The 13436-nt window shown below is 43.8% G+C and carries 14 protein-coding genes; 12 read left to right on the top strand and 2 right to left on the bottom strand.

Translation table 11 applies throughout. The features are described 5' to 3' along the window. Nucleotides 1-45: 45 nt before the first annotated feature. The 10 genes from bioA (at nucleotide 46) to HMPREF1154_RS06590 (ending at nucleotide 8929) form a co-directional block, all read left to right on the top strand. Complete coding sequence (gene bioA, locus HMPREF1154_RS06635; protein ID WP_009641828.1) at nucleotides 46-1335, top strand: adenosylmethionine--8-amino-7-oxononanoate transaminase; 1290 nt, start codon at nucleotides 46-48, stop codon at nucleotides 1333-1335. Further along, a complete protein-coding gene (locus HMPREF1154_RS06630) occupies nucleotides 1336-2046 on the top strand; it encodes an SMUG2 DNA glycosylase family protein (protein WP_009641822.1) in 711 nt (236 codons plus the stop codon). Between the two features lie 4 nt (nucleotides 2047-2050). Further along, complete coding sequence (locus tag HMPREF1154_RS06625; protein ID WP_009641819.1) at nucleotides 2051-3265, top strand: DUF2157 domain-containing protein; 1215 nt, start codon at nucleotides 2051-2053, stop codon at nucleotides 3263-3265. Further along, nucleotides 3258-3794, top strand: a complete 537-nt coding sequence (locus tag HMPREF1154_RS06620; RefSeq protein ID WP_009641771.1) for a GDYXXLXY domain-containing protein — start codon at nucleotides 3258-3260, stop codon at nucleotides 3792-3794. Before HMPREF1154_RS06625 ends, HMPREF1154_RS06620 begins: the two co-directional genes overlap by 8 nt. Nucleotides 3795-3833: 39 nt before the next feature. Continuing rightward, nucleotides 3834-4673, top strand: a complete 840-nt coding sequence (pyrF, locus tag HMPREF1154_RS06615) for an orotidine-5'-phosphate decarboxylase (RefSeq protein WP_009641781.1) — start codon at nucleotides 3834-3836, stop codon at nucleotides 4671-4673. Next, nucleotides 4670-5326, top strand: coding sequence for a metal-dependent transcriptional regulator (locus HMPREF1154_RS06610; protein WP_009641836.1), 657 nt, complete (start codon nucleotides 4670-4672; stop codon nucleotides 5324-5326). Before pyrF ends, HMPREF1154_RS06610 begins: the two co-directional genes overlap by 4 nt. 63 nt (nucleotides 5327-5389) lie before the next feature. Continuing rightward, nucleotides 5390-6169, top strand: coding sequence for a DUF3298 and DUF4163 domain-containing protein (locus HMPREF1154_RS06605; protein WP_009641803.1), 780 nt, complete (start codon nucleotides 5390-5392; stop codon nucleotides 6167-6169). After that, the gene (locus tag HMPREF1154_RS06600; protein ID WP_034567040.1) at nucleotides 6166-6522 is read left to right on the top strand and encodes an arsenate reductase family protein; all 357 of its coding nucleotides are present in this window, start codon (nucleotides 6166-6168) and stop codon (nucleotides 6520-6522) included. Before HMPREF1154_RS06605 ends, HMPREF1154_RS06600 begins: the two co-directional genes overlap by 4 nt. Before the next feature lie 21 nt (nucleotides 6523-6543). After that, nucleotides 6544-7863 (top strand): NAD(P)/FAD-dependent oxidoreductase, encoded by a 1320-nt coding sequence (locus HMPREF1154_RS06595; RefSeq protein WP_009641834.1) that lies wholly within the window; start codon nucleotides 6544-6546, stop codon nucleotides 7861-7863. A gap of 160 nt (nucleotides 7864-8023) precedes the next feature. Continuing rightward, complete coding sequence (locus HMPREF1154_RS06590; protein ID WP_034567037.1) at nucleotides 8024-8929, top strand: DUF3078 domain-containing protein; 906 nt, start codon at nucleotides 8024-8026, stop codon at nucleotides 8927-8929. 193 nt (nucleotides 8930-9122) lie between these two features. Here the strand turns inward: HMPREF1154_RS06590 and ftsH are convergent, their stop codons facing one another. Then, nucleotides 9123-11036, bottom strand: a complete 1914-nt coding sequence (gene ftsH / locus HMPREF1154_RS06585; RefSeq protein WP_009641790.1) for an ATP-dependent zinc metalloprotease FtsH — start codon at nucleotides 11034-11036, stop codon at nucleotides 9123-9125. Nucleotides 11037-11038: 2 nt separating this feature from the next. Further along, nucleotides 11039-11395: a ribosome silencing factor gene (rsfS, locus tag HMPREF1154_RS06580; protein WP_009641776.1), complete on the bottom strand. Its 357-nt coding sequence runs from the start codon at nucleotides 11393-11395 to the stop codon at nucleotides 11039-11041. Between the two features lie 47 nt (nucleotides 11396-11442). Here rsfS and HMPREF1154_RS06575 point away from each other — a divergent pair, with 47 nt between their 5' ends. Further along, nucleotides 11443-12174, top strand: a complete 732-nt coding sequence (locus HMPREF1154_RS06575) for a biotin--[acetyl-CoA-carboxylase] ligase (RefSeq protein ID WP_009641833.1) — start codon at nucleotides 11443-11445, stop codon at nucleotides 12172-12174. Nucleotides 12175-12185: 11 nt separating this feature from the next. Beyond that, nucleotides 12186-13394: a WG repeat-containing protein gene (locus HMPREF1154_RS06570; RefSeq protein WP_009641824.1), complete on the top strand. Its 1209-nt coding sequence runs from the start codon at nucleotides 12186-12188 to the stop codon at nucleotides 13392-13394. Nucleotides 13395-13436 lie beyond the last annotated feature (42 nt).

Raw genomic sequence — 13436 nt, 5'->3', positions numbered from 1 at the left:
CATTAGCAAATTATCAAATTAATTCGTACTTTTGCCACAAAAAAGATGACACTTTCTGAAAAAGACCAGCGATACCTCTGGCACGCCTATACACAACACAAAACCAGCGATACCCCTATCGCTATTGTAAAAGGGAAAGATGCCCTCCTATGGGACGAAAACGGCAATACGTATATTGATGCCATCGCCTCTTGGTGGGTTAATCCGTACGGACATAGTAACGAACGCTTAGCTCGAAGGGCTTACGAGCAACTAACCTCTTTAGAACATGTACTTTTCGGAGGCTTTACACACCAGCCTGCTTGCGACTTGGCTGAGGTACTCCTTAAGATCCTGCCTAAGAACCAAAGCAAAGTGTTCTTCTCGGACAATGGCTCTACCGCAGTGGAGGTGGCTGTAAAAATCGCCTTACAATATTACTATAACCGCGGGGAGAAGCGCACTACCTTCATCGCCTTTGAAGAGGCTTTCCATGGGGACACTTTTGCTGCTATGGCCGTATCTGGTATTTCACTCTATACTACCGCTTTTCAGGATCAATTGCTCAAGGTGGTACGTATACCTATCCCTGAAAAGGGACAGGAAGAGGCTTGCAAGCAGCGCCTCTTAGAGGTGATTGCCCAAGAGAAGTGTGCGGCCTTTATCTTTGAACCCTTAGTCCTCGGAGCAGCGGGTATGCGTATGTACGCTCCAGAAGTCTTGGACGAACTGATCCAAATATGCCGTGAACACCAAGTACTTACCATAGCCGATGAGGTGATGACGGGCTTCGGGAAGACAGGAAAGACCTTCGCTTGTGATTATCTCAAGCAAATGCCTGACATGATTTGCCTATCCAAGGCCCTTACTGGGGGTACCATTCCGCTTTCGGCAACCACTACTACCGAGGCTATTTACGAGGCTTTCTATAGTGATGACATTAGCAAAGCACTCTTCCACGGACATACCTTTATGGCCAATCCTACAGGCTGTGCCATTGCCTTGGAGAGCCTAAAGATATTGGCTGAAGAAGAAATGCAGGCCAACCTTAAGCGTATTCACGCAAGACATGTGGCCTTTGCCGCTAAAATGGACAAACATCCTAAGGTAGCCCGTACCCGTACCCTTGGCGTGATTGTCGCCTTGGACTTGAAAGTACCTGATACAGGAGAGTATTATGGAGCCATTCGCAACGAACTCTATCGTTTTTACATCAGTCATGGAGTGATCTTGCGCCCTGTATATCATACCATATATATATTACCTCCCTATATCATCACCGACAAACAGCTCGATAGGGTCTACCAGGTGGTGGAAGAGAGTATAGCATACCTAAGCCAAAAAGGACTTATATAGATGAGCAACCACACACCCAACGCTGCCCTTACCATAGGGCAGCGTATCATTGCCTTTAACAAGAGCTTACAGTATACGGGCAAACTCCCTGAGGGCTTTGCCGTGCTAAACCCTTACTTGGATAACCCTGAGACGCTACAGGTGATGACCTCTTTTTATGACAAATATTATAATGACCTGGTGCCCCGCAAGTTTATCATCGGCATCAATCCCAGCCGACATGGGGCAGGGGTTACAGGAGTGCCTTTTACCGATACCAAGCACTTGGAAAACGATTGTGGTATCCCCATGTTTTCGGCTCGTACCCACGAGGTCTCCTCGGTATTCGTCTATGATATGATTGCCCAGTATGGAGGGGTAGCTGCCTTTTACAAGGATTACTATATCAACTCACCCTTCCCCTTGGCTATTGTCCGCAAGAATGCACAGGGCAACTGGCTCAATGCCAACTATTATGATGACCCTGAGCTTTTTGCTTTGACCCGTGAGTATATGATAGAGACCCTCAAAAAACATATAGCCCTAGGCCTTGACACCAATGAAGTCTATATTTTAGGTAAGAAAAACGCTACTTTCTTGGAAAAGCTCAACAAAGAGGCTTCTTTGTTCAAGAAAATGGTCGTTCTGGAGCACCCTCGCTATATAGAACAATACAAGTCCAAGGAAAAACAACTGTATATAGACAAGTTTATCACCCTATTAAAAACCTAATTATATGAAAATCCTAAAGGAACTAGACGAACTCACCGCCGCCGAGGTCATCTCCCCCGAAGTGGCCGAGCGTATTCGCCACTATGCCGAGCAGCGCACCCAGAGTAACTCCTCCCATAGGCTTCTGACCGTCTTCGGAGCACTGGGGGCGATTCTTATTGCTTTGGGAGTTATTGTCCTTTTGGCACATAACTGGGACGAGCTACCCCGCTGGATAAAGACCTTTTTCTCCTTCCTTCCCCTATTGGCAGGGCAGGCGGCTTGTGGCTACCTGCTTTTCAAAAAGGGACTCACCTCTTGGAGGGGGGAAGCTGCCGCTGCCTTTACCGCTTTGACCATAGGGGCTACGATTGCTATGGTACATCAGGTATATAACCTGCCCGATAGCTCCTTTGCTAGCTTCCTCACTCTCTGGCTTATTTTAGCCTTGCCTACCCTCTACCTTATGCGCTCACGGGCGACAGCCGTACTCTATTATATAGGTATAGGGGCTCTCTGTATATTGGGGTATAGAGAATGGCCTACTTACTATACTTCTTTGGTTACCTTTACGCTTATCTTGCCTTTTTACATCTGGCACATAAGGTATAAGGCAAATAGTGCGATTACTTATGCCTTTCACTGGCTTACTGTAGTCTTTTCCGGAATAGCTTTGTTTATCCTCTCTGCAAATATAAGAGATGATGGCGCTATTCTTTGGTTTGTCTTACTCTCTGCTATTTATCTTATGATTGGAAAGTATCTACAAACAAGTATTTATTACAATGCTTATAAGGTAGCTGCCCTTCTGTGTATTCCTATTTGTTTCTTTATAGAAGATTTTCCTTCTTTTAATAATTACACCCTATATACGACCATTGCTATAGTACTTTTCTATTTTTTACTTATTGCAAAGTATTATTATATAGATAAAAAAGAAAAAATACTGGATCTTGTATTAGTTTTTCCTCTGTTGTATATATTTTCTATCTATTTAGTGCGCCTTTACCTATATGATTTAGTTATTTTAGCCTTTGGTGCTTACTATATTTGGAAAGGATTTAAGAGCGAACGTAGTTTAGTGGTCAATTATGGCCTTTCGGTCATCTCTGTTGAGATTGCTATACGATTTTTTGATAGTTACTACCCTTTTATTATCAAAGGAATTGTCTTTATCCTCTTAGGTATAGGCTTTTTTGTAGCCAATTATTTCATTCTAAAACAAAAGAAAAATGCGTAAGAAATACCTCCTCATAGCCTTTGCCTGTATGGTACTGGTACAGCTAGCTTTCCCTCTAAAAATGATTTTTGATAGGGAATTGATTCTCTTACGGGGCGAAACCTTCCTGATGAAGATTGCCCCCCTTGACCCTTACGATGCCTTCCGCGGACGCTATGTGATGATCAGCTACGAGGACAGAGAGGTACCCATGCCTAGAAAATTTCAGCATATGGAAGACCTCAAAGAACTCTATATCACAGTGAAAAAGGACGAACATGGAATGCTTGTCTATGACCAAGTAACCCTACAACCGCCCACCGATACCAATAGCTATATCAGGGAAGAGACCGAATCCTATGGCTTTTCTTATGATGATGATGAAATATGGTTAGACCTCCCCTATCGCTATTATATGAACGAAAACAAAGCCCCAAGAGCCGAAAGACTGCTCAATGAGGCCTATGCTCAAATCGTTGTCTATAAGGGACAAGTAGTACTCAAGGGTATCCTGGTTAATGGCATGCCTATAGAAAAATATCTTGACTAATTAGCAGAAGACAAATCTTATAAAAATACACTTTATTATATGAAAAATTTCTCCTTAGAAACACTCAAGCAAGAAATATTCTCCAAAAAATCCTTCCTCTGTGTAGGCTTAGACGTGGATATAAGCAAAATCCCTCCTTTCCTACTCAAGGAAGAAGATCCTATTTTTGCCTTTAACAAGGCAATTATCGATGCCACCCACCCTTATACCATTGCCTATAAGCCCAATATTGCTTTCTATGAAGCCTACGGGGAGCGGGGCTGGCAGTCGCTAAGAAAGACCATTGACTACCTCAATGAGCAGCACCCTCGTATCTTTACCATAGCCGATGCCAAGCGGGGCGATATAGGCAATACAGCTACCATGTATGCCAAGGCTTTCTTTGAAGACTTACAATTCGACAGCGTAACGGTAGCCCCCTATATGGGACAGGATTCCGTAGAGCCTTTCTTGGCTTTCAAGGACAAGGCTACTATTCTTTTGGCACTGACCTCCAACAAGGGAGCTTTTGATTTCCAGACGCTCTCCACCGAGGGGATACCTCTCTACCAGCAGGTACTCACCCGTTCCCAGCAGTGGCACAACGCCCAGAATCTCATGTATGTAGTGGGCGCTACCAAGGCAGAATACTTAGCTGAAATTCGCCGTATAATACCCCATTCCTTCTTATTGGTACCTGGTGTAGGTGCCCAAGGAGGTGATCTAAAGGAGGTATGCAAGTACGGACTCAATGACTCGGTAGGGCTAATTATCAACGCCTCTCGTGCCGTCATCTATGCCTCCCAGGGGGAAGACTTCGCCTCAAAAGCAGGGGAAGCCGCCCATGCCCTCCAACAAGAAATGGCTGCTATCCTTCACACCCAATTCCCTACACTATGACCTTTTCTGAAGAAAACTACCTGAAAATCATCTACCATCTCGGCCAAGAACGCCTAGAGGAAGTAACGACCAATGCCATAGCCGATGCCATGCAGACCAAGGCCTCATCAGTTACCGATATGATCAAGAAGCTACATGAAAAGGGCTGGGTGGAACATAAGAAATACCAAGGTGTCTCCCTTACCAAAGAAGGAGAGAAAAACGCCCTCTTTGTCATCCGAAAGCACCGCCTTTGGGAGGTCTTTCTCGTGGAAAAGCTCCATTTCTCTTGGGACGAAGTCCATGAAGTTGCCGAGCAGCTAGAGCATATACAGTCCGATAAGCTCATCGAGGAATTGGACAAGCTCCTGCTCTACCCCGAAAAAGACCCCCATGGCGATCCCATCCCCGATAAGTTTGGCCACATGCCCTCTCTCAAAAGTGAGCTGTTGAGCCAAATGAAGCCCAACGAAGTTGCCCAATGTGTAGGAGTGAAGAACACTTCTAAAGAATTTTTGCAATATCTCAATAAGATAGACATTTCTATCGGAAAAGAAATTAAGATTTTGGAGATACATTCCTTCGACAATTCTATTGAAATTCAACTAGATAGCCGAACTATCAACATTTCCTCCATGATAGCAGAAAACATATATGTTAAAAAAAACAAATAAGTCTTATTTTTCTTTTTTGTTTCTGAAAAATAGATTATTTTTGCCCTCACATTCTCAATAAAAATGTTACGTAAAAAATACTTTTTCATCACTCTTGGTGTGATTGCCCTTGGGGTAGTTGGTTACTTCCTATTCTTCCCTTCTGGCAAGTATAAGTTTGAAAACCAAGAAATTATACTCGACGATTGCGGAGATGGAGACGAAGATTGTGCTGAAGTCTCCATCAATTACATGCTTTGCAAAAAACCTAGTGCTTTTGCTCAAGCGTTTAACGACACTATACAGCGACAATTGGTCAGAATCCTCACCGCAAAGGATACTGTCATGGGGGTTAAGGAAGCTGGCGAGCTGTTCCTTTCTCAGTACAAAGCCGACAAAGAGCAGTTCGAAGGCATCTCCCCTTATCAGATACAAATTGTAGACACCATTCTCTTGGAGAATGACGCCCTTATCTCCCTCCAGCGCTCAGGATATGAGTACTTAGGAGGTGCCCACCCTATCAACTGGATCAGCTATATGAACTTCAAGGCTTCCGATGGTACTCCCCTCCCTCAAGCAGCTCTCTTTACCAATAAGGACAAGATCTTGGAGGTAGCCGAAAAGCACTTCAGAGAGACTTTCAATCTCTCCGAAGAGGAAGAACTTAGTAAAAACGGCTTTATGTTCCAGAATGATATCTTTGCCTTGCCTAAAAACATTGGTTTTGATCAAAACCACCTCATTTTATTGTATAACCCATATGAAATAGCCCCTTATAGCACCGGAGTTTTGGAGGTAAAAATCCCTCTCTCCGAAGTAAATCCTTGGCTTTCATTTAACCTTAATGACCCAAAAAGAAAATGACACCCACACGGAAAGTTTACTACCTTAGCAGTTGCGATACCTGCCAACGCATTCTCCATGAACTCAAAGTATTGGAGGATTTCACCTTTCAAGATGTAAAAGAAGAGCCTATCTGCGAGACTGATCTCGAACAGCTCAAGAATGTTACTGGAAAGTATGAACTCTTGTTCAACAAGCGCTCTAAACTCTACAAAGAACGCCAACTCAACGAAAAAGACCTGACGGAGAATGATTACAAAGACCTTATTTTGGAACATTATACCTTCCTGAAACGACCTATATTAATCATTGACGACCATGTCGTACTGGGGAATGCTACCAAAATTATAAAAGAAACACGCAAACACTTATAATATCATTCCTTTCTGAACTCTATGAGTACAATCACTCAACTGAATATCCCTACCACCAACCTCCCCCGTATTGTTGTTATTGGGGCTGGTTTTGGTGGTATCAATATCGTAAAGCAATTGGATTTTTCCAAAATGCAAGTGGTTCTGATCAATAAGACCAATTACCACACCTTCCAGCCACTACTCTATCAGGTGGCAACCGCGGGACTGGAACCCGACTCTATTGCACACTCCGTGCGCTCTATCTTTAAGAAAGAAAAGACCTTCCACTTCCGCATCACTGAAGTAAAACAGATAGATCCCGAAAAGAAGTGTATTTATACCGACCTAGGGGATCTCTCCTACGACTACCTTGTGATAGCTACAGGTTCACAGACCAACTTCTACGGCAATGCCAATATCCAAAAGTATGCCATGCCTATGAAGACCGTCCCTGAAGCGATAGATATGCGTAGCCTTATTATCCAAAACTTGGAGGCGGCCATTCTGACCAATGACCTTGAAGAGCGCAATAGCTTGATGAACTTTGTCATCGTCGGAGGAGGCCCCACAGGAGTGGAACTAGCCGGTGCCTTTGCCGAACTTAAAAGCCATATCCTCCCCACTGACTACCCCGACTTGGACATTCGCAAGATGAATGTCAACCTGATTCAGGCCGATCCTCGCTTGCTAGTGGGTATGGGAGAGAAATCCAGCCAAAAAGCCAAAGAATACTTGGAAAAAATGGGTGTTACCATTTGGTTCAACACCTTTGTCAAGGATTATGATGGTACCAATGTGGTAACCAACACGCATAACTTTGAGACCCGCACTCTTATCTGGACTGCTGGGGTCAAGGGTAGCACTATAGAGGGAATCCCTCAGGAGAGCATACAGTTCGGCCGCTATGTGGTCAATGAGTTTAGTGAGATAAAAGGTTGTAAGGATATCTATGCCATTGGCGATATAGCCTGTATGATCAGTGACAAATACCCCAAAGGACACCCCATGGTGGCACAACCTGCGATCCAACAAGGAAAGCAATTGGGCAAAAACCTCAAGAGAAAAATTGCTGGCAAAAAGAACTTAGTACCTTTCAGCTATTTTGACAAAGGCGCTATGGCTACTGTCGGTCGTAATAAGGCCGTGGTAGAGATTGCAGGTATGCGCTTTTCAGGCTGGTTTGCTTGGATTCTCTGGATGGTCGTACACTTGGCTTTCTTGGTGGGCTTCCGCAACAAAATGGTGGCCTTGGCCAACTGGATTGTGCAGTACTTCCAATACAACAAAGGGGTACGCCTTATTATCCGCCCCTACAAATCGGCTTATGAGAGGGAACAAGAACAAGCCCTCAAACCATAAACTTTTCATTTTTCTTCCATTAAGAGCTACCCCGTATGTGAGGTAGCTTTTTTTAATTCAAAGTAAAAAATTGGCAGTATATCTTGCTTATTCAAAAAATATAATTACCTTTGCCCCCGATTTTACAAATATCATTATTAATTATCTAAATTATCAAACGATGAAAAAAATGATTCTCTCAGCACTTACTCTCTGGAGTTTTGCTGCTTTTGCTCAAGAAGAAACTACTGCCCCCTCTATGTCGGCTCCAGAGCCTTCTGCGGCCTCTGAAAAGACATGGACTCGTGCGGGACTTATCTCCCTGATGTTCAACCAAACAGCTTTTAACCATGATTGGACTGGGGGGGGTACCAATAACTACGGAGGAAACCTCAACCTTTCCTACGATGCCAACTATAAAAAAGGTGCTTGGACATGGGATAACAAACTCCTTGTGGATTACGGTCTTACCAAAGTAGATGGCGATGCTTTCTCTAAGAAATCTAATGACCGTTTCGCCCTTACTTCTCTTGTAGGACGACAAGTATCCGATACTTGGTTTGTTTCTTTCTTTGCCAATTTCCAAACCCAATTGGCCAAAGGGTATAAGTATGACACTGATAACACTGGAAAACAAATCCGTACCGAAACAACTAACTTCTTAGCGCCTGCTTACTTCTCCTTCGGACCTGGTATGTTGTGGAAAAAGAGCGATAACCTAAAAGTTAATATCTCTCCTGCTACTGCAAGATTCATCTTCACTGATAAGAAGTTCACTGAGGCTGCCCCTCACTTCGGGGTAAAACAAGGAGAAACCTCTCGCTTTGAGTTCGGTGCGGCCGTAAATGGATATGCGAAGTTTGACAACTTGGTAAAGAATGTAACCCTTGAGAATACGCTTAGCCTCTATAGCAACTATTTGGACAAACCCCAAAATGTAGATATAGACTATACGCTCAATGTACTGATGAAGGTAAATGACTTCCTTTCAGCCAACCTTACCTTCCAGGCCATCTACGATGATGACGCTGCAAAAGCCTTCCAGATAAGAGAAGCCTTCGGTGCTGGATTCACCTATAAGTTCTAACAAGATAAAAGATAAAAAGTAAAAGGTAAAAGATTTTTCCTCTTTTACCTTTTATTATTTTACTCATTACTATCATTGGAGACATTTTTCACTCTTCATTTTTCACTCTTCATTTTTCACTCTTCATTTTTCACTCTTCATTTTTCACTCTTCATTTTTCACTCTTCATTTTTCACTCTTCATTTTTCACTCTTCACTTATCATTATCATGTGGGCGTTTCCCGAAGATATGTTCCAAATCTTCCTTGAAGATCACCTCGCGTTCTAAAAGCAATTCGGCTAAAGTGGTGAGCTTTTCCCTATTGGTTCTAAGGATATCAAGGGCGCGCTGGTATTGTTGTTCTATAATCTCTCTTATTTCCTCATCAATTACCTGAGCGGTTTTCTCACTATAAGGTTTGGTAAATCCGTATTCCTCACCTGTAGGATCGTAATAGGTTAAGTTCCCTATCTTATCATTAAGCCCATAAATAGTTACCATAGCACGAGCCTGTTTGGTTACCTTTTCTAGGTCACTGAGTGCCCCTGTGGAGATTTTCCCAAAGGTAATCTCTTCGGCTGCACGACCACCTAGGGCAGCACACATCTCATCTTGAATCTGGTCGGTGCGTACAATTTGTCGCTCTTCAGGTAGGTACCAAGCCGCCCCAAGCGAACGCCCACGAGGAACTATAGTTACCTTGACCAAAGGAGCTGCATGCTCCAAGAGCCAACTCACGGTAGCATGCCCCGCTTCATGATAAGCAATCGCCTTTTTCTCCTCAGGAGTGATAATCTTGTTCTTCTTCTCCAAGCCTCCGATGATTCTATCCACGGCATCCAAGAAATCTTGCTTATCCACCGATGTTTTGCCACGACGGGCTGCAATCAGTGCGGCCTCATTACACACATTGGCTATATCCGCTCCTGAGAAACCAGGGGTTTGTTTGGCTAAGAACTCTACATCTAAGTCCTCGGTTACTTTGATAGGGCGCAAGTGCACTTTGAAAATCTCTTTACGCTCGTTCAAGTCAGGCAAGTCCACATAGATCTGTCGGTCAAAACGTCCTGCTCTCAGTAGTGCCTTGTCCAAAATATCAGCACGGTTAGTGGCTGCCAGAACAATCACATTGGTATTGGTACCAAAACCGTCCATCTCTGTAAGTAACTGATTGAGGGTGTTTTCTCTTTCATCATTGGCATTGGTCAGGTTATTTTTGCCTCTGGCTCTACCTATAGCATCTATCTCGTCTATAAAGATGATAGAGGGCGATTTCTCTTTAGCCTGTCGGAACAAATCCCGCACACGAGAGGCACCCACTCCTACGAACATCTCTACAAAGTCCGATCCTGAAAGGGAGAAGAAAGGTACCTGTGCCTCACCTGCTACAGCCTTGGCAAGAAGCGTTTTCCCTGTCCCAGGAGGGCCTACAAGCAGCGCTCCCTTTGGAATTTTCCCTCCTAAGGAGGTATATTTTTCAGGATTCTTGAGAAAATCCACTATCTCCTGTACCTCTTCCTTGGCGCCTTCGAGCCCTGCTACATCTTGGAAAGTGATTTTCTTATCCTTCTCTCCGTCGAAGAGCTTGGCACGGGAGCGACCTATATTGAAGAACTGTCCTCCCCCAAAGCCGCCTCCTGCACGGCGCATTAAAAATATCCAAAGACCAACAAAGAGTACCAGCGGCAATACTACCGTGATGAGCAGGTCTCCTACAAAATTCTGTTCGGTACGGTATACCAGTTGGGTATTGGAGAGATTGTTTTCGGCTACGATCTTATTGAATCTGTTTTCAAAATTCTCTAAAACGCCTATTTCCATTCTATACTGAGGCACATCGGAATCCTCCCCTGTTTTGAACAAAGGGCTTTCGGCACGCACCTTCTTATGGTCTGGCTTATCCATAGCCTCTGGGAAGAGATAGATACGTGCTTGGTGCTTATTGACCACTACCACTTTGGAGATATCTCCATCTTGGAGGAATTTTTCAAATTCTGTCTGAGGGATTTCCTCAGGTTGTTTCCATAAGCCCGCACTAGAGAGCGGATTAAGGATAAAAAATAGAATAAGCGCGAGTCCTGCATAGAACCAAAAAGCAGAAAATCGCGATGGCTTGTTCTCGTTCATAACTATTCATTTGTTTTTATATGGGTTATCTGGGCATCTCCCCATAAGCCCTCTATATCATAATATTCGCGTACATGCTTTTGGAAGATATGTACCACCACATCCACATAGTCAAGCAATACCCACTCGGCGTTTTGTTCTCCTTCTACATGCCAAGGCTTCTGTGGGGTCTGCCTTTGTACAGCGCCCGATATGGCCACCACCTGCGTATTGGAGCCCCCTGTACAGATGACAAAGTAGCTACATACGGCATTCTCTATACCTCTGAGGTCTAAAATGGTGATGTCCTGTCCCTTTACTTTTTGAATCCCTTCTAGTACAGAAGAGAGGATTTGTTCTGTGTTATTTTTTTCTGTCATTCAATTTTTTTAATTACTTTTGCAAAGCGACAAAGGTATAACATTTTATGGAAATTATCAAACTTAATGCCACAAATTCTACCAATACTTATCTTAAAAATCTTATTAAGGAAAAACCCATAGCCGACCTTAGTTGTGTATGGGCACTTTCACAGACCCAAGGGCGAGGACAACAGGGCGCTAGCTGGGTAGCTGAACCAGGCAAGAACCTTACTTTCAGCGTTTTTAAAAAATTTGACCAGCTCCCTTCCGAGTATCACTTCTTGCTGAATATGGAAGTATCGCTAGCTATTTTCCGTGCCTTAAAAAAATTATATATACCAGACTTAGCTGTCAAGTGGGCTAATGACATTTTGTCAGCCAAAAAGAAGATCTGTGGGATACTGATAGAAAACACGCTCCATAAGGAGTATATCACAGCCTCTGTGATTGGAATAGGACTAAATGTAAATCAACTTTTTTTCAATGATTTGCCCAATGTCTCTTCCCTACAGAAAATCATGGGACACCCCTTTGACCTAGAGGAGGTCTTGCTTCTAATCCTCCATGAGCTAGAGACTGCCCTCTTGAGCCTCTCCCCTACCCGCTTTGAGGAGGTATTGGACGAGTATCACACGCACCTATTTCGCAAGGACAAGCCCTCCACCTTTGAGTACCCCGACGGACAGCGCTTTATGGGCTATATCAGGGGAGTTAGTCATAACGGCCAACTCCAAGTAGAACAGGAAGATGCCCTGATGAGTTCTTTTTCACTTAAAGAAGTCAAATTACTTTACTAACCCCTTATCTTATGAAATATTTTTTCAGTACCCTCACGCTCCTTGCCCTTATCCTTAGCGGTTGTCAATCCCAAAAAGTAGCCATGGAAGCACTTTCAGGGGAGCATTTCTATGCCTATTCATTAAGCAATGGTACGTATCGAGAAAGTCCCTTTCCGCTCCTACCCAAAGATGCTTGGGAGCAACCTTACAAATACCTCCATTTCCAGCTACAGCCCAAGGGCAACTACCTGTATGTAACCTACGATAAGGTAGAAAATGGACGGCTCACCACCCATACCAAGCGCTATTGGGGGCTTTGGCGCAGAAAAGGATTCAGGTACCAATCCCGCTGGCTTATCTCGCCCCTTGTACCCATTTTCTTTGGCTGGGATATGCAGCGCTATTATTTCAAAGTAGATGACAAGCAAAATATTGATTTTACCGAAAAGGGAAGCCGTTGGTTCTTTGTAGGGGGCTTTGGCTATGCCTATGATCCCTATTATGGAGATGGTCGCTTTAGGACAGTAGCTCATACCGAGCAACCTATGGTCTATTTTGACCAAGGACGTTATGGTATTAGGACAAATAAAGATACCCTGACCGCTCCCCTATATGATGAGTTGAGTTGGTTTGAGAATGGAGTAGCCCGCGTGCGAAAGGAGTACGCTTGGGGAGTGATTGATACCTTGGGCAGGGAAGTCATTCCCCCTATATACAATCAAATTACCTACGAGAAATGGAGTAAACCTCCTTTCTTCTTGGTCCAAAAGGACAGTCTCAGTGGTATATTTTCCCTCAAGGGGGAACAGCTCACCCCTGTACAATACAAATACTTAGAATACAATTGGCCAGGTGTGCTCTTAGCCCAAAAAGATAGCCTATGGGGCTTTATTGGCATAGATGGCAAAGAAAAACTGGCTATTATCTACGATCGTATCGAGAAAAATGATTATGGTTATACCCTTATCAAGGGAGATAAAGTAGGCTTTTTCAGATATGGAGGGCAATATGCGCGGTTTATCCCTGCGGTCTATACCCAAATAGATTTTCCCTCTACCACCAAAGCATTTGCCGTGGTTCATAGTGGCGATAAACTCCTACTGATAGATCGCAAAGGTGTTGTTCACCAGGCCGTCCCTACTAAGGTAAAGGGTATTGATATCTTCTTGGACAAACTTGAAGGCGTCGCCGAGTACCAAGGACAGTACTATAAGCCAGCACCAATGACCAATGATTAGTGACCAATGACTAGTGACTAATGATTAGTGATTAGAAATAAA

Origin of the sequence: Capnocytophaga sp. CM59, assembly GCF_000293175.1 — a bacterium.
In the GTDB taxonomy this organism is placed as follows: domain Bacteria; phylum Bacteroidota; class Bacteroidia; order Flavobacteriales; family Flavobacteriaceae; genus Capnocytophaga; species Capnocytophaga granulosa.
This window is presented reverse-complemented; position numbering and strand designations above follow the sequence as displayed.